This window comes from Streptomyces sp. NPDC005195 (assembly GCF_040608315.1).
GTDB classification, from domain to species: Bacteria; Actinomycetota; Actinomycetes; order Streptomycetales; family Streptomycetaceae; genus Streptomyces; species Streptomyces kaempferi.
Genome location: NZ_JBEXHZ010000024.1, coordinates 63,097 through 79,114 on the forward strand (window position 1 = coordinate 63,097; position 16,018 = coordinate 79,114).

Annotated in this window: 14 protein-coding genes and 1 pseudogene; 10 read left to right on the plus strand and 5 right to left on the minus strand. The window is 72.2% G+C overall.

Annotated features, from left to right (window positions below):
* The first annotated feature begins 57 nt into the window (after positions 1–57).
* The 3 genes and pseudogenes from ddaH to ABZV34_RS23535 all read left to right on the plus strand — a co-directional run.
* On the plus strand, positions 58–834 hold the full coding sequence (gene ddaH, locus ABZV34_RS23525) for a dimethylargininase (RefSeq protein ID WP_356279906.1): 777 nt from the start codon (positions 58–60) through the stop codon (positions 832–834).
* Positions 835–1,155: 321 nt separating this feature from the next.
* On the plus strand, positions 1,156–2,133 hold the full coding sequence (locus ABZV34_RS23530) for an acyl-ACP desaturase (protein ID WP_356279909.1): 978 nt from the start codon (positions 1,156–1,158) through the stop codon (positions 2,131–2,133).
* Between the two features lie 693 nt (positions 2,134–2,826).
* Positions 2,827–3,486, plus strand: a pseudogene (locus ABZV34_RS23535) (hypothetical protein); the annotation flags it as partial.
* A gap of 115 nt (positions 3,487–3,601) precedes the next feature.
* Here ABZV34_RS23535 and ABZV34_RS23540 read toward each other — a convergent pair.
* Entirely contained in the window at positions 3,602–3,850 is a 249-nt protein-coding gene (locus ABZV34_RS23540) for a WhiB family transcriptional regulator (RefSeq protein ID WP_168531122.1), read from the minus strand.
* 282 nt (positions 3,851–4,132) lie between these two features.
* Here ABZV34_RS23540 and ABZV34_RS23545 point away from each other — a divergent pair, with 282 nt between their 5' ends.
* A complete protein-coding gene (locus ABZV34_RS23545) occupies positions 4,133–4,924 on the plus strand; it encodes a VOC family protein (RefSeq protein ID WP_356279911.1) in 792 nt (263 codons plus the stop codon).
* Between the two features lie 215 nt (positions 4,925–5,139).
* Here the strand turns inward: ABZV34_RS23545 and ABZV34_RS23550 are convergent, their stop codons facing one another.
* Together ABZV34_RS23550 and ligD are read right to left on the minus strand one after the other, a co-directional pair.
* Positions 5,140–6,186 carry a LacI family DNA-binding transcriptional regulator gene (locus ABZV34_RS23550; protein ID WP_356279913.1) on the minus strand — a complete coding sequence of 349 codons (1,047 nt, stop codon included), beginning with the start codon at positions 6,184–6,186 and terminating at the stop codon, positions 5,140–5,142.
* A 265-nt stretch (positions 6,187–6,451) separates the two neighbouring features.
* Entirely contained in the window at positions 6,452–7,474 is a 1,023-nt protein-coding gene (gene ligD / locus ABZV34_RS23555) for a non-homologous end-joining DNA ligase (protein ID WP_356279916.1), read from the minus strand.
* A 74-nt stretch (positions 7,475–7,548) separates the two neighbouring features.
* Here ligD and ABZV34_RS23560 point away from each other — a divergent pair, with 74 nt between their 5' ends.
* A complete protein-coding gene (locus ABZV34_RS23560; protein ID WP_356279919.1) occupies positions 7,549–8,619 on the plus strand; it encodes an ATP-dependent DNA ligase in 1,071 nt (356 codons plus the stop codon).
* Positions 8,620–9,006: 387 nt separating this feature from the next.
* Positions 9,007–9,927 (plus strand): DUF3048 domain-containing protein, encoded by a 921-nt coding sequence (locus ABZV34_RS23565; protein ID WP_356280009.1) that lies wholly within the window; start codon positions 9,007–9,009, stop codon positions 9,925–9,927.
* 137 nt (positions 9,928–10,064) lie between these two features.
* Here the strand turns inward: ABZV34_RS23565 and ABZV34_RS23570 are convergent, their stop codons facing one another.
* Positions 10,065–10,808, minus strand: a complete 744-nt coding sequence (locus ABZV34_RS23570; protein WP_356279922.1) for a phosphotransferase — start codon at positions 10,806–10,808, stop codon at positions 10,065–10,067.
* 136 nt (positions 10,809–10,944) lie between these two features.
* A complete protein-coding gene (locus tag ABZV34_RS23575) occupies positions 10,945–11,415 on the minus strand; it encodes a MarR family transcriptional regulator (RefSeq protein ID WP_356279924.1) in 471 nt (156 codons plus the stop codon).
* Positions 11,416–12,025: 610 nt separating this feature from the next.
* Here ABZV34_RS23575 and pcaH point away from each other — a divergent pair.
* From pcaH to pcaD, 4 genes are all read left to right on the plus strand, one after another.
* Positions 12,026–12,802 (plus strand): protocatechuate 3,4-dioxygenase subunit beta, encoded by a 777-nt coding sequence (pcaH, locus tag ABZV34_RS23580; protein ID WP_356279927.1) that lies wholly within the window; start codon positions 12,026–12,028, stop codon positions 12,800–12,802.
* Positions 12,799–13,362 (plus strand): protocatechuate 3,4-dioxygenase subunit alpha, encoded by a 564-nt coding sequence (pcaG, locus tag ABZV34_RS23585; protein WP_356279930.1) that lies wholly within the window; start codon positions 12,799–12,801, stop codon positions 13,360–13,362. The genes pcaH and pcaG overlap by 4 nt, the downstream gene beginning before the upstream one ends.
* Positions 13,363–13,484: 122 nt before the next feature.
* Positions 13,485–14,780, plus strand: a complete 1,296-nt coding sequence (gene pcaB, locus ABZV34_RS23590; protein WP_356280012.1) for a 3-carboxy-cis,cis-muconate cycloisomerase — start codon at positions 13,485–13,487, stop codon at positions 14,778–14,780.
* Entirely contained in the window at positions 14,777–15,988 is a 1,212-nt protein-coding gene (gene pcaD / locus ABZV34_RS23595; RefSeq protein WP_356279933.1) for a 3-oxoadipate enol-lactonase, read from the plus strand. The genes pcaB and pcaD overlap by 4 nt, the downstream gene beginning before the upstream one ends.
* Positions 15,989–16,018 lie beyond the last annotated feature (30 nt).

The following is a 16,018-nucleotide window of genomic DNA, read 5'->3' on the forward strand; positions in this document are numbered from 1 at the left end:
GCGCGAACGGCGCTGCATGATGTGCGCCGACGCACCCTGCCGATTCGGAGACCGCACGTGCCCAGCCAGAAAGCACTCATCCGCAGGCCCAGCCCCCGTCTCACCGAGGGGCTCGTGACGCACATCGAGCGCGAGAAGGTGGACGTCGACCTGGCGGTGGAGCAGTGGGAGGCGTACGCGCAGGCCCTGCGCACGCACGGCTGGGACACCGTCGAGGTGGATCCGGCCGACGACTGCCCCGACTCGGTGTTCGTGGAGGACGCCGTCGTCGTCTTCCGCAACGTCGCGCTGATCGCCCGCCCCGGCGCCGAGTCCCGGCGCGGCGAGACCGCCGGGGTGGAGGAGGCCGTGGCCCGGCTGGGCTGCTCGGTGAACTGGATCTGGGAGCCCGGCACCCTGGACGGCGGCGACGTCCTCAAGGTCGGCGACACGGTGTACGTGGGCCTCGGCGGGCGTACCAACGCGGCCGGGGTCCAGCAGCTGCGCGCGGCCCTCGAACCGCTCGGGGCGCGTGTCGTCCCCGTACCCGTGAGCAAGGTGCTGCATCTCAAGTCGGCGGTCACCGCGCTGCCCGACGGGACGGTCATCGGCTACGAGCCGCTGGTGGACACGCCGTCGCTGTTCCCGAGCTTCCTGCCGGTGCCGGAGGAGTCCGGGGCCCACGTGGTGCTGCTCGGCGGCGACAAGCTGCTGATGGCGGCGAGCGCCCCGAAGACCGCGGAGCTGCTCGCGGGCCTCGGCCACGAGCCGGTCGTCGTGGACATCGGCGAGTTCGAGAAGCTCGAGGGCTGTGTGACCTGTCTCTCGGTACGACTACGGGAGTTGTACACCTGAACGAGTGAACGACCCATCCGTTCGGCTCCCGAGGCGGGTGAGGCGGGAGTGGTCGATGGGGCTTCGGAGCGAGCCCCGAGAGACGCGATACCGCCTGGAATACCTCGCTGATCAGGCACTCTTTACAGCGAACTTAACCTACGGTTTCGTAACCTACGGATACGTAGCTTACGATGCCGTAGGTTTTGTCCCCACCCAGTCGTACGTTCCGTCGTACGTCCAGTCATTCGTTTCAGCAGCTCGCCCGGTAACACGCTCAGTGACTCACTCAGTATCCCGCTCAGTAACTCGCTCAGTACTTTCACGTCCCCTGGAGCACCCGTGACGATTACTTCTCCCCACCTCGGCAGTCCGTCCGCGGCCTGGACCGACGCTCGGCTGCTGTACGCGCTGGAGGAAGTGGTCGAAACCGAGCTCAACCGCCATCTCAAGGTGGCCAAGGACTGGATGCCGCACGAGTACGTGCCGTGGAGCGACGCGCGCAACTTCCCCGGCCTGTTCGAGGACGGCGAGGCCTGGGGCAAGGAGCAGTCGAAGGTCACGGAGATCGGCCGGATCGCGCTGGTCGTCAACCTCCTCACCGAGGACAACCTGCCGAGCTACCACCACGAGATCGCCGCGCTCTTCGGCCGTGACGGCGCCTGGGGCACCTGGGTGCACCGCTGGACCGCGGAGGAGGGCCGGCACGGCATCGTGATGCGCGACTACCTGCTCGCCTCCCGCGCCGTCGACCCCGACAAGCTCGAGGCGTTCCGTATGGTGCACATGAACGAGGGCTTCGAGTCGGACAACCGCCACTCGATGCTGCACACGGTCGCGTACGTCGCCTTCCAGGAACTCGCGACCCGCGTCTCGCACCGCAACACCGGTCACCAGTCGGGCGACCCGGTCTGCGACCGGATGCTGGCGCGCATCGCGACCGACGAGAACCTGCACATGGTCTTCTACCGGAACCTGCTCAAGGCCGCGTTCGAGCTGGCCCCCGACCTGAGCATGCAGGCCGTCCGCGACGTCATCGTCAACTTCCGGATGCCCGGACACGGCATGCCCGGCTTCGAGCGCGCCGCCGCGCAGATGGCCATCGGCGAGGTCTACAACATGCGCATCCACCACGACGACGTGCTGCAGCCGGTGCTGCGCCATCTCAGGGTCCTGGAGATGGACGGCCTCGGCCCGGAGGGCCTCCAGGCCCAGGAGGAGCTCGGCTTCTTCATGGGCGGCCTGGACTCGGAAGCCTCGAAGTTCGACGAGAAGCTCGCGGCACGCAAGGCGCGGATGGCCGCGCGCGCCGCCGGCTGACACCCAGCGCACGTCGCACCACCGGGGCCCGGCGGCCCCGGACGGTCGCCCCACCCCTACGCCGCCACCCGGGCCGGCGCCGCGTCCCGCGCGTCGGCCACCGGGTGGCGGCGCGGTGCTCCCGGCCGCCGCGACGGTGACCGTAGGGAGTCGGCGGGCGCTCGGCGTGCCGCCGGGGATCCCGGTCCACACGGGGGCCGTGCCCGCCTACTGCCGCTCGGTGGACCGATTTCCCGGTGCGGGCCCGCCCCCGGCTACGGCATCATGCGGCCATGCTTGACCACACCACGTCGGAACGGGCGGCCGGGTTCCTGCTGGGTCTGCTCGAAGCCGGGGAGGCCGAGCGGGTACGGCGGCGGATCGGCCTGCGGCCCTGCCCGCCGACCGACGAGGAGCCGGGAGGGTCCGCGCGGGACACCGACGCCCGGCGCTCGGTGTACTCCTGGTGGACGCGCACGCCCGTGCCGTCCTCCGTACTGCTGTGGGTTCTGGAGGAGGACGATCCAGAACTCAACGCCCTGGTGTGGCGGCATCTCTTCGCGGACGACGCGATGCGCCGCGCGATCGTGCGCGGGATACCGCACGGCCCCGGCCGCGGGCAGGTCGTACCGGTGGCCGAGTCGCTGCGCCGAGACTGCCGGACCCGGTGGGTGAACTTCGTGTGCGAGGCGGGCGTCGTCACCCGTCGTCGATCTGGCGGACCGCAGGACGTTCGGCCGCTACCGGTCGGCCGGCCCGGAGGTGGTCGAGCGGGCGCGGCGGCTCAAGGAGGCCGCGCTGCCGGACTTCGGTCCGACCGAGTCGGCGGTGACGTCCTGGCTGTGCGCGGAGCGCCACCATCGAACTGACCACGACCGCGGTGGACACGGCGGCCGTGGTGGCCTCGGGCGACGGCACCTGCCTGCTGCTCCACAACCCGGACTTCTTCGTACGACTCGGCCTGGACGGCGCGAAGTTCGTGCTGTTCCACGAGGCGCGGCATCTGGTGCGACGGCACCTGTTCGCCGACCCGGAGCTGCGCGCGGACCCCGTCTTCGAGACGGCCACCGAGGTGTCGTACACGACGGCGAGCGGTTCGTGTGCCCCAAGAAGCGAGGCGCGCTGCTCGCGGCGCTCGGTCAGGAGCTGATGCCCTCGCGGCGCGGGCCGGTACGGGACAAGGCACTCGTCATCGCGTACGACACCTCGGGTTCCATGCCGGACCGGGTGATCGACTGGCTCACTGGCCTCGTGGGGCGGATCGACGGGGTCGAGGCGCACCGGCTGTCCTTCGACGCCGAGGTGACGCCCTTCGAGCCGGGCGGCAGCGTCCTCGGCGGAGGCGGCACCGGCTTCCGGGCCGTCGCCGACTGGCCGCCGTACCGCATGACGGCGCACCGGCCGCGCGGCGGTCGTCGAAGGGGGATGGAGGGTGTGCCGGAGTACGGGTGGGGGTGGGCCGGAACCGTACGCGCGGGAGCGCGGCCGGTCAGTGTCGGTCCGCGCGCCGGAGGCTGAGCCGTTCCTTCTCGGAGAGGCCACCCCAGACGCCGAAACGCTCGTCGTTGTTCAGCGCGTATTCGAGACAGGCCGGGCGCATCTCGCACATGCCGCAGATGCGCTTTGCCTCACGCACCGAGCTGCCCGGCTCGGGAAAGAAGAACTCCGCCCCGGTCTGCGCGCACAGCGCCTGCTCCTGCCAGTCGGAGTCGGCGGGGATGATGGTGTCGGTGTGCATGCCGAAGAGCCTGCCCCGGATCGAAAAACGTTCGATCAACGCCGGATCAACGCCACGTTCCGAGCGTTCCGGCGGCCCCGATGATGCTCCTGCCGACCGCACGGGAGCACGGCGGCGCGCGGGCGCCATGAAAACAATACAAACATCTTCGGTCACCCGTGGTAACCGGCGCGATCGCTCGCATCACGGGCCGCGCCAGGCCCCGCGTCCCGGCCGCGATTGTCAGTGGGCGGTGCAAGACTCGGCGAAGCAGACAACGGGACCCCTCAAAGGAGGGCACTCATGCTCACCACCCGCTTTGTTTCCGGCGCTCCGAACTGGCTCGATATCGGCACGCCCGACATCGACGGCGCCACCTCCTTCTACGGAGGCCTCTTCGACTGGCGATTCCAGTCGGCGGGGCCCGACGCCGGCGGCTACGGCTTCTTCCAGCTCGACGGCAAGACCGTCGCAGGCGGCATGCAGACCACCTCCGAACAGGGGCCGCCCTCCTGGACGGTGTACTTCCAGACCCCCGACGCGGAGGCCACCACCAAGGCCGCCGAGCAGGCCGGGGGCAGTGCGGTCTTCCTGCCCATGGATGTCATGGGCGAGGGCCACATGGCGATTCTGACCGACCGGGCGGGCGTGCCCTTCGGCCTCTGGCAGCCCGCCCGGACCAAGGGCGTCGACGTGGCGGGCGACCCCGGCTCGCTGTGCTGGGTCGAGCTCTACACCCCGGACGTCGCAGCGGCCGCCGCGTTCTACAACTCCGTGTTCGGCTGGGAGACCTCGGCCGCGCCGTTCCCCGGTGGCACGTACACCTGCGTCAATCCCGCCGGGACCGAGGAGACGGACATGTTCGGCGGCGTCGTCCCGCTGGCCGACGACCCGACCGAGGCCGCGTCCGGTGCGTACTGGCTGCCGTACTTCGAGGTGACCGACACGGACGCGATCGTCTCCAGGGCGCAGGAGCTGGGCGGCACGGTCCGTATGCCCGCCACGGATCTGGAGGGCGTCGGCCGCATGGCCAAGCTCGCCGACCCGCACGGGGCACGCTTCGCGGTGATCAAGAGCGCCCCGCGGCCGAGCTGAGCCCCGCCGCGGCGACGCCGGGAGCGGACGGGCCGGCCGGCCCCGCCAAGGGCCGGCCGGCCCGTCACCGGCTCCCGACGCTCCGTCCCCCGCATTCCCGCTCCGTCCCCGACCCCCGTGGCCGGCCCCGCCGTTCCCCTCGTCGCACAGTCCCGTGTCGGCCCCGGCAGCCCGGCGTCGCCGCGCGGTCCTGGCGCCCGCACCGTTCGGTCCGGCTACGCGGAGGCCCGTCGTACCAACGTCGTCGGCAGGATCACGTCGGTGGGGCCGCGCACCGCGCTCTCCTTCGCCGTACGCCGGTCGAGATCCCGCAGGAGCAGACGAGCCATCAACCGTCCCATCTCCTCTATGTCCTGACGGACCGTGGTGAGCGGCGGATCCGTCTGCTCCGCGACCGGCAGCATGTCGTCGAAACCGATCACCGCGACGTCCTCCGGCACCCGCCGCCCCCGCTCGCGCAGCACCCGCAGGGCTCCCGAGGCGGTCAGGTCGTTCGCGGCGAACACCGCGTCGACGTCCGGGCAGCGCTCCAGCAGTTCGCGCATCGCACGCTCGCCGCCCGCGGGCGTGAAGTCGCCCTCGACCACGAGCCGCGGATCGGCGTCGGCCATGACGTCGCGGAACCCGTCGAGCCGGTCGACGGCGGAGGTCTGGTCGAGGGCGCCGGTGATGTGCGCGACGCGGGTACGCCCCAGGGCGACCAGGTGGCGTACGGCCGCGCGGGCGCCGCCCCGGTTGTCGCTGTCGACGTACACCGGGGCCGCGGCGTCGCGGGTGCCGTCGCCCCAGCCGGGCCGTCCGCCGAACACGGTCGGCACGCCGGCGCCGTGGATCAGCTCGGGCAGCGGGTCGTCGAGGTGCAGCGAGAAGACGAGCGCGCCGTCGACGTGTCCGCCGGCGAGGTACCGGCCCACCCGCGCGTGGTCGTCGCGGCCCTCCGTGAGCAGCAGGACGAGTTGCGAGTCGTGCGCCGTCAACTCCTTGCTGATGCCGCGGAGCTGGAGACCGAAGAAGGGGTCGGCGAAGACCCGGGTCTCCGGTTCGGCGATGACGACGGCGACCGCGTCGTGGCGCCGGGTGACCAGACTGCGGGCAGCCTGGTTGGGGACGTAACCGAGTTCCTCGACGGCCTGCCGGACCCGTTCGACGAGTGGTTCGCGCACTCCGTCGCCGCCGTTGACCACACGCGACGCGGTGGCCCGGGAGACCCCCGCCCTGGCGGCCACGGCCTCCAGTGTGGGGCGCGACGCTGTCTCGGTCACCTCAGGGCTCCTCCTCGGCGGTTGCCGATCAGGATAGCCCCGGGAAGCACCCGATGAGAGCGCTCCCGGCGCCGGGCCCCGCGCCCTCGGCCGAAGGCAACCGCGCCCAGGACGCCCTGCCCGGCCGAAGGCAACAGCGCCGACGACGCCCTGCCGGGCCGAAGGCAACCGCGCTCAGGACGCCCTGCCCGACGGCGCCCGCGCGACGGGAGCGGCCTGCCACCCGTCACCCGCGCCCGTCACCCGCGCCCGGCGGGCCGCCGGTCTACGCCTGGCCTTCCGCCCGCTTGGCCCGGCTCGGCTGCACCCGCTTCGGCTCGCCCGGCATCTTCGGGTACTCGGGCGGATACGGCAGATCCCCCAGACCGTGGTCGTGCTCGTCGCGGGCGGCCAGTTCCAGCAGCGCCTCGAGGGAGAAGGCGTGGTCGTCCATGTCCGCGTGCACGTCGCCGAGTTCGGCGAAGCGCCCCGGCATGGTCGCCAGGTCGAAGTCCCGGGGGCGGGCCTCCGCCACCTCTTCCCAGCGCAGCGGTGCGGAGACGGGGGCGTGCGGCCGGGGACGTACCGAATAGGCGGAGGCGATGGTGCGGTCCCGGGCCGTCTGGTTGTAGTCCACGAAGATCTTTTCGCCCCGTTCCTCCTTCCACCAGGCCGTGGTCACCCGGTCGGGCATCCGGCGCTCCAGTTCACGCCCGGCCGCGATGGCGGCGCGGCGCACCTGGGTGAAGGTCCAGCGCGGTGCGATCGGCACGAAGACATGCAGGCCGCGCCCGCCGGAGGTCTTGGGCCAGCCGCGCAGGTCCCCGTACTCGTGGAGAACCTCGCGCAGTTCGTGGGCGGCGCGCACGGCGTCCTCGTAGTCCGTACCGGGCTGCGGGTCGAGGTCGATGCGGAGTTCGTCGGGGCGGTCGACGTCGTCGCGGCGCACCGGCCACGGGTGAAAGGTGAGCGTGCCGTACTGCGCGGCCCAGAGCACGGCCGCCACCTCGGTGGGGCACATCTCGTCGGCGCTGCGGCCGCTGGGGAAGGTGATGTGGGCGGTCGGGATCCAGTCCGGCATGTTCTTGGGCGCCCGCTTCTGGAAGAAGTTCTCGCCCTCGACTCCGTCCGGGTAGCGCTCCAGGGTGGTGGGGCGGTTGCGCAGGGCGCGCAGGATGCCGTCGCCGACGGCGAGGTAGTACTGGGCGAGGTCCAGCTTCGTGAAGCCGCGCTCCGGGAAGAAGATCTTGTCCGGGCTGGACAGACGTACGGTCCTGCCGGCTGCCTCGAGTTCCACCGCTTCGCCCATGCGGGCCACGGTAGGCGCACCCCGCCCGCCTCGCACACCGGGCGAACCGCTCCGTGTCGCCGCAGAATCGAAGCATGGATCTGCCGGTGATGCCGCCCGTGAAGCCGATGCTCGCCAAGTCCGTGGCGAAGATCCCGCCGGACATGCACTACGAGGCGAAGTGGGACGGGTTCCGCGCGATCGTGTTCCGCGACGGAGCCGAGGTCGAGCTCGGCAGCCGCACCGGCAAGACGCTGACCAGGTACTTCCCCGAGCTGGTGGAGGCGCTGCGCGAGCGGCTGCCGGAGCGTTGTGTGATGGACGGCGAGATCGTGATCGCCAGGGACGGCCGGCTCGACTTCGACGCGCTCACCGAGCGGATCCACCCGGCCCAGTCGCGGGTGCGGACGCTGGCGGAGAGGACCCCCGCCTCCTTCGTCGCCTTCGATCTGCTCGCGCTGGCCGACGAGTCACTGCTCGACGTGCCGCTGGGCGACCGGCGCGCCCTGCTGACGACGGCGCTGTCGGGGACGACGGCACCGGTCCATCTGGCACCGGCGACCACCGACCGGGAGGTGGCGCAACGGTGGTTCGAACAGTACGAGGGCGCCGGGCTCGACGGGGTGATCGCCAAGCCGCTCACCGGGCCGTACCGGCAGGACGAGCGGGCCATGTTCAAGATCAAGCACGAGCGCACCGCGGACGTCGTCGTGGCGGGGTACCGCTTCCACAAGAGTGGCCCGATCGTCGGTTCCCTGCTGCTCGGGCTGTACGACGACGCGGGCGTCCTCCAGCACGTGGGGGTGAGCGCGGCCTTCCCCATGAAGCGGCGGGCCGAGCTGGTGGCGGAACTGGAGCCGCTGCGCATGGAGGACATCGAGCAGCACCCCTGGGCCGCCTGGTCGCAGGAGTCGGCGCACGAGTCCGCCCGGTTGCCGGGCGCGCCCAGCAGATGGTCGGCGAAGAAGGACCTCTCCTGGGTACCGCTGCGGCCGGAACGGGTGGCCGAGGTGGCGTACGACCACATGGAGAACGGCGTACGGTTCCGCCACACGGCCCGCTTCCGCCGCTGGCGCCCTGACCGGACCGCCGAGAGCTGCACCTACGGCCAGTTGGACGAGCCCGTGGGGTACGACCTCGCGGAAATCCTCGGGCCGCCGGACTGACGACCACGAACCCGGTTTCCCCTCCGGGTCTCTCCGGGCCCAGCCCCGCCCGGCCCGGCCCTTGTCCCGTCCCACCCGCCGATCCGCCAGTCCCAAGGGGGCCCCAGCGAAGTCACCGAAACCATTGGCCCCACCGAACCCACTGGCCCCACCGGCCGCGCCCGGCCGGCCCTCGCCTTGGATCGGCGGCGGAGCAATCCGTGCGTCGATCCGGTCCGCTCATCGCGCACGACCTCAAAAAGAACGGGTATGAGCACCGATGAACATATGAACATATAAATCGATGGCACAGGAAAGGGCGGCACGGTGGGCATACGACAGAAGACCCCGATGCGGTGCCGCGCGATGGCGGCGGCGATGCTGGCGGTCGCGGCGACGGGCTCCCTGATGACGGGCTGCGCCTCGGGCGGCGGCGCGCACGCCGACGGGCGCGCCCGGACTCCCGGCCAGAGCCAGTCGCCGGGGCCGACCCCTGGTCGCGCCAGTGCCGACAGTGTCGGCTCCGTCCTCGCCGTGAAGATCGACAACGTGGGTGCGGCCCGCCCCCAGACGGGCCTCGACGCGGCGGACATCGTGTACGCGGAACAGGTCGAGGGTGGCCTGAGCCGGCTGATGGCGATCTACGCGACCCGGTTGCCGAAGGCGGTCGGACCGGTGCGCAGCGCCCGCGAGTCCGACCTGGAGCTGCTGCGCCAGTTCGACGAGCCGACGCTCGCCTTCTCGGGCGCCCAGCACAAGCTGCTGCCGGTCATCGACAAGGCACCGCTGCGGCCGGCGCCGCCCGAGCGGAACGCCGACGCCTACTACCGCGGCACCGCCAAGCCCGCCCCCCACAATCTCTATGTGCGGCCCGGCCGACTGCTGCGGTCGGCCCCCGGCGCCGACGCCCTCACCACCGGGTTCCGCTTCGGCGCGGCCCCGGCGGGCGGCACCCCGGAGACGTCCCGGACGGTGCGTTTCCCGGCCGCCCGCTTCACCTTCTCCTGGTCCGCGAGCACGCACCGCTGGCTGGTGTCGACGGACGGGACGCCGACGGTCACGACGGACGGCAAGAGGGTGGCCCCGGCGACCGTGGTCGTGCAGTACGTGAAACTGCGCAAGTCGAAGTACCACGACGTCCTCGGCAACAACACACCCTTCACGCAGACGGTCGGCTCGGGAACGGCGAAGGTGCTGCGCGACGGCCGGGCCTTCGACGCCGACTGGAAGCGGCCGACCGCGACGGACGGCACGGAGTTCACGACGAACGACGGCGCGCCGATGAACTTCGCGAGCGGCCAGGTGTGGGTGGTCTTCGCGTCCGCGTGAGACTCCCCGCGAAGAGGCCGTGCCGGACCGGGTCCGGCACACCGGCCTTCGTCGGAAGTACGGGCAGGCGATGCACCCCAGCGGAGGGCCTGCTCGATGTGCCCGAACGCGCTCATGTCAGTCAGGCCCGCGCGGCCTCACATCCGGGATCTCAGCACGTCGACCTCACAGCCCGGCGCGAACGGGTCGAAGCCGTGCTCGACCAGCCAGCGAACCACCAGCAGGCTTCGCAACGACCACCACGCGCGGATCACGGCGAGGTCGACGTCGGTGCCGTAGCCGGCGACAAGGTCACCGAGGCGCTCCTCGTGTCCGAGCGTCAAGGTGGCGAGGTCGGACAGGGCATCGCCCTCGCCCGCCTCGGACCAGTCGATGATGCCAGTGATCTCGTCACCGTCGACGAACACATGAGTGATCTGCAGGTCGCCGTGCGTGAACATCGGGGTCCACGGCCGGAACACGGCCTCGGCGACCTCCCGGTTGCGGGTGACCAGGTCGGCGGGCAGGACGCCGTTCGTCACGAGCCACTCGCACTCGCCGTCGAGATCCGCCGCCAACTCGTCGAGACCCCTTCCCCGGCCGGGCCAGGGCGGCAACGGCGCCTCGTGCACCTTCCGGATGGCGGCACCGGCCGCGGCCCACGCCGCCGGGGACGCGGTCGACGGCTCGCCGAGGCGGCCGAGTGCCGTCCCCGGGACCGCGGCGATCGCGAGCACGGGCGGCTTGCGCCACAGGACCTCCGGGGTCGGGACCGGCACCAGGGCCATCGCCGCGACCTCCACGTCGATGCGCGCCTGATCGGCATCCACCTTCAGGAACACATCGCCGACGCGCAGGGTCGCGCGCTCGGAATGGGCGACGACAACCTCGACCTCATCCATGAGCGACGAGTATCCCGGGGATGACCGTCTGCGTCGCCGGGTCCGTCGCGTGCGATGGCACGGCCGACCGCGTCCCGCTACCCGGCGGCCTCGCGCACGGCACCGACCGCTGACCAGGTCAAGTCCGCAACGGCTGTCAGGAGTTCTGAGGAGCAGGCAGGGGTTCCGTCGGATTGCGGAGACCCTCCGCGGCGTCCGACACCCGCCGGATGAGGTCGAAGAACACGGTTTGCTCCTCGGCGGAGAGCGGGGCCAGGAAGATCTGGTTCATCCGTGCCGTGCGCACGGTCAGTCTGCGGTGCGTGCGCGTCCCGTCGTCCGTCAGGCGCAGCACCGAGCGCCGGCCGTCCTGTGGGTCGCGCACCTTGTCGAGCAGACCCCGGCGGCCGAGCCTGCTGACGACCTCGGCGATGGTGGAACGGTCCAGGCCCACCCGCTCCCCCACGGTGCGCTGATCCAGCCCCCGCTCCGCGACGAGCGCGTTCAGGACCGCGAACTGCGGCGAGGTGATCTCCTCGGAGACCATCGTGTTCCACAGCAGGTAGTGCGCCTGCTGCAGCCGGCGGGCCAGGTGCCCGGGGTGGGTGGAGAGGTCCACCGCGGCCATGTGCGCTCCAGGGATCGTCGGCACGGTCGTATGCCCAGCATTTTTTGGTATGTGCACTGAACAATACCGTCCGCACACCGACCTGTCTTCCGCACGGATCAAAACTGTTCAGGCCGCCTTGAGCGGGGTATTGACGACTGGAGGCCCCGGTGGCAGCGTGAACGAATCCTTGGGCACATACTCAGTGCCCTGACTATTTACGCCCCTGTTCGGGGTCGGCTCGGGACGCTCGGGAGAGGGAGGGCTTCACGGATGGACGAGGTGGTCGTCCTGGTGGAGACGGCGCCTTGCGTCACCGTACGGGCCGTACGGGAGGTCACCGCCAGAACCGGCGCCGGGCCGCACACCCCGCGGGAGCCGTCATGAAGCACGGCTACGTCGTCGACACCGACCGCACCCCGTTCGGCAGGTACGACGGCTCGCGGGCCGCCGTCCGCCCGGACGACCCGCCCGCGCACACCCGCCGGGAACTCCTCGCCCGCCCGCCCGTCCTGTGCATCGGAGTCGGCCAGGACCTCGCCGTCGCCGTCGCCCTCGCCTCTCCCTCGCCCCCGCCCCCGCCCCCGCCCGAAGGGCTCGCCCTCGCCCCCGAACGACAGGAAGCCCCCGCATGGCCCTCACCCAGTCGGACATCGACACCGAGATCAAGGACCGCCAGGACGCGTACGACAAGGCGGTCGCCGGCGGCGCTCCGGTCCGGCACCATCCGGAGCGCGACTACCCCCCGTACCGCGGCTCCCGGCTCCGTCACCCCCACCAGCCGCTCGTCGCGGTCGACGGCGGCGACCCGGAGACCGTCGAGCTGTCGGGTCCGGTCTTCGGCGTCACCGACATCACCGAGATCGACAACGACCTGACCCGGCAGCACCGGGGCGAGCCGGTCGGCGAGCGCACGACCGTCTCCGGCCGGGTGCTGGACAGCGAAGGGCGGCCGGTCCGCGGCCAGCTCATCGAGATCTGGCAGGCCAACGCGGCCGGCCGCTACGCGCACCTGCGCGAACAGCACCCGGCGCCGCTCGACCCCCACTTCACCGGCGTGGGAAGGACACTGACGGACGATCAGGGGAGGTACCGGTTCACCACGATCAAACCGGGGCCGTACCCGTGGGGGAACCACACCAACGCCTGGCGGCCCGCGCACATCCACTTCTCCGTCTTCGGCGCCGCGTTCACCCAGCGCCTGGTGACGCAGATGTACTTCCCCGGCGACCCGCTTTTCCCGTACGACCCGATCCTGCGGTCCGTGACGGACGAGGCGGCCCGCGGCCGGCTGATCGCCGCCTACGACCACGGTCTGTCCGAGCCCGGGTTCTCACTCGGCTACTCCTGGGACATCGTCCTCGACGGTCCCTCCGCCACCTGGACCGAGGAAGGCCGTCGAGCATGACCGAGCGGTTGCTCCCCACCCCGTCCCACACCATCGGCCCCTTCTACGGCCACGCGCTCCCCTTCCCCGGCGGCGAGCAGGTGGCGCCCCCGGGGCACCCCGACACGATCACCGTGCACGGGTACGTGTATGACGGCGCGGGCGGTCCGGTACCCGACGCCCTCCTGGACTTCTGGCAGGCGGCGCCCGACGGCTCACTGACGGGCGCCCCCGGCTCGATGCGCCGCGATCCCTCGACAGGTGCCTTCCTCGGCCGCGACGGCGTCGACTTCACGGGCTTCGGACGGGTCGGTACGGACGCCGACGGGCACTGGGCCCTGCGTACGCTGCCACCGGGCAACGCCGGCCTGCCGTACCTCGCTCTGTGCGTGTTCGCCCGCGGTCTGACCCACCACCTCTTCACCCGCGCGTACCTCGCCGACGGCGCGGACCCGCTGCTCGACCCGCTCCCCGCCGACCGGCGCGCCACGCTGATCGCGGCCAGGGGGCCGGACCGCACGTACCGTTTCGACATCCGTCTTCAGGGCGAAGGCGAAACGGTCTTCCTGGAGTTCCAGTGACACCTGCCGACCCGGCCGGTCCCGCGGGCCCCGCCGATCTCACCGATCCCGCCGACCGGAACTCCCGTGGGGACTCCGGCCGCCGGAACGATCACGGCGACTCCGGTGACCCCGACGCCGGTCTGCTCGCCCCCGGACGGGCCGGTTCCCCCGCGTCGTCCTCGGCCTCGGACCGGGCGTTCCTGCAAGCGCTGATCGACGCGGAGGCGGCGCTGACGCGCGCCTGGGCCGGACTCGCCCTGGCCCCCGCCGCGGCCGCGACGGCCCTGTCCGCCGTCACCGCCGCGGACCTCGACGTGCGGTCGATCGCGCTGCGCGCCCGGGAGGGCGGCAACCCGGTGATCCCGCTGGTCGCGGATCTGACAGCGGCCGTGGGCGCCGAGTACGGCCCGTACGTCCACCGGGGCGCGACCAGCCAGGACATCATGGACACCGCGATGATGCTGGTGGCCCGGCGCACACTTCGGCCGGTCCTCGAAGACCTCGAGCGCACCGCGCGGGTGCTGCGAGACCTCGCCGCCGCCCACCGGGACACGGTGCTGCCCGGCCGGACGCTGACGCAGCACGCGGTGCCGACGACCTTCGGACTGAAGGCGGCGGGGTGGCGCGCGCTGGTCCTGGACGCGCGTGACCGGCTGGCGGCCCTGCGCCTTCCCGCCCAACTGGGTGGCGCGGCGGGGACCTTGGCCGCGTTCACCGCGTTCGGCGCCGAGGACCCGCAGGTCCTGGTGGCCTCGTACGCCCGCGAACTCGGTCTTGTGGAACCGGCGTTGCCGTGGCACACCCTTCGCACCCCGATCGGTGACCTCGCCGGGGCACTGGCCCTGACGGCCGGAGCCCTCGGCAAGACGGCCGCCGACGTGCTCACCCTCTCCCGTACCGAGATCGCCGAGGTGACCGAGGGGAGCGGCGGCGGTTCGTCCGCCATGCCGCACAAGGCCAACCCGGTGGCGGCCACGCTGATCGCCGCCGCCGCCCGGCGCGCACCGGGACTCGCCGCCACGCTGTACGCGTCGATGGCCGCCGAGGACGAGCGGCCGGCCGGTGCCTGGCACGCCGAGTGGGAGCCGCTGCGCGAGTTGCTGCGGCTGGTCGGCGGCGCCGCCCGCGGCGCCGCCGAACTGGCCGAAGGGCTGCGGGTGAACACGGACGCCATGCGTGAACATCTCGGCCTCATCCACGGGTTGATCGTCTCTGAGCGGCTGGCCGTCGCGCTCGCCCCCGTGCTGGGACGGGCCCGCGCGAGGGAACTGCTGACCCGGGCCGCCGAGCGGGTCGTCGCCGAGGGCCGTCCCCTCGTGGACGTACTGGGCGAGGAGCCGCGGCTCAAGGATGTCGACCTGGTGGATCTCACCGACCCGACCCGTTACACGGGCTCCGCCGGAGTCCTCACCGACCGTGCTCTGGAGCGACGTTGAAGACCTGGCCCGAAGGCAGGCTGCCGTACCACCGCGCCGAGGGGGCCGCCACCGCTCCCCCACTTCTTCTCGGCCCCTCGCTCGGCACCTCGACCGCCCTGTGGGACGAGGTCGCGCCCGAGTTGTCCGTCACCCACCGGGTGGTGCGCTGGGACCTGCCGGGGCACGGCGGGTCCCCCGCGAACCTGATCGGGCCCGGCGCGACCGTCGCCGACCTCGCCGCGCTGGTCCTCGCCCTCGCCGACGCGCTCGGCGTCGACCGGTTCGCCTACGCGGGCGTCTCCCTCGGCGGCGCGGTCGGCCTGCACCTCGCCGTGCACCACCCCGACCGGGTGGCCGCCCTCGCCGTCATCTGTTCCTCGGCCCACTTCAACGGCACCGGGCCCTGGGAGGAGCGGGCGCGGACGGTACGCCGGGAGGGCCTGGCCACGCTCGCGGAGAGCGCGAACTCCCGCTGGTTCACCCCCGGGTTCAGCGTTCCGCGGCTGATCGAGGACCAGCGGACCGCGAACCCGGAGGCGTACGCCGCCTGCTGTGACGCGCTCGCCGCCTTCGACCTGCGCGACCGCCTGCCGTCGATCACCGCGCCGACCCTGCTGGTCGCCGGCCGCGAGGACCCGGCGACGCCGCCCGCGCATCTGCGGGAGATCGCGGACGCGGTGCCCGGTTCCTCGCTCACCGAGATCGCGGGTGCCTCGCATCTGGCGCCCGTGGAGCGGCCGGAGGCCGTGACTGCCGCGCTGCGCGGGCACTTCGCCGGGTATCCGGCGCGCGGCATGGAGGTACGCCGCGCGGTTCTCGGCGACGCGCACGTGGACCGCGCGCAGGCCCGGCAGACCTCGTTCTCCGCCCGCTTCCAGGACTTCATCTCGCGATACGCCTGGGGGGAGATCTGGACGGATCCGACGCTGTCGCACCGCGAGCGCAGCCTGATCACGCTGACGGCGCTGGTGGCACACGGTCACCTCGACGAACTGGCGACGCACGTCCGGGCGGCGCGCCGCAATGGTCTGACCCCCGAGCAGATCGGGGCCGTGCTGCTCCAGACAGCCGTGTACTGCGGTGTCCCGGCGGCCAATTCGGCGTTCGCGGTGGCCCAGCGGGTGCTCGACGAACTCGATGCGCCAGGCGCACCCGAGGGCGATGAACGTGAGGCACGCGGTGAACACGGCGGACGCGACGCGGCAAAGGGCTCCGGGGAGGCGTGAGCGGTCCCCACGGGCGTGCCGTGCCGCGAC

Coding starts and splice junctions, on each gene's coding strand:
- ABZV34_RS23540 (WP_168531122.1), bottom strand. CDS start 3,850: ATGCACACCGACACCATCATCCCCGCCGACTCCGACTGGCAGGAGCAG.
- ABZV34_RS23545 (WP_356279911.1), top strand. CDS start 4,133: ATGCTCACCACCCGCTTTGTTTCCGGCGCTCCGAACTGGCTCGATATC.
- ligD (WP_356279916.1), bottom strand. CDS start 7,474: ATGGGCGAAGCGGTGGAACTCGAGGCAGCCGGCAGGACCGTACGTCTG.
- ABZV34_RS23560 (WP_356279919.1), top strand. CDS start 7,549: ATGGATCTGCCGGTGATGCCGCCCGTGAAGCCGATGCTCGCCAAGTCC.
- ABZV34_RS23565 (WP_356280009.1), top strand. CDS start 9,007: ATGACGGGCTGCGCCTCGGGCGGCGGCGCGCACGCCGACGGGCGCGCC.
- ABZV34_RS23570 (WP_356279922.1), bottom strand. CDS start 10,808: ATGGATGAGGTCGAGGTTGTCGTCGCCCATTCCGAGCGCGCGACCCTG.
- ABZV34_RS23575 (WP_356279924.1), bottom strand. CDS start 11,415: ATGGCCGCGGTGGACCTCTCCACCCACCCCGGGCACCTGGCCCGCCGG.
- pcaH (WP_356279927.1), top strand. CDS start 12,026: ATGGCCCTCACCCAGTCGGACATCGACACCGAGATCAAGGACCGCCAG.
- pcaG (WP_356279930.1), top strand. CDS start 12,799: ATGACCGAGCGGTTGCTCCCCACCCCGTCCCACACCATCGGCCCCTTC.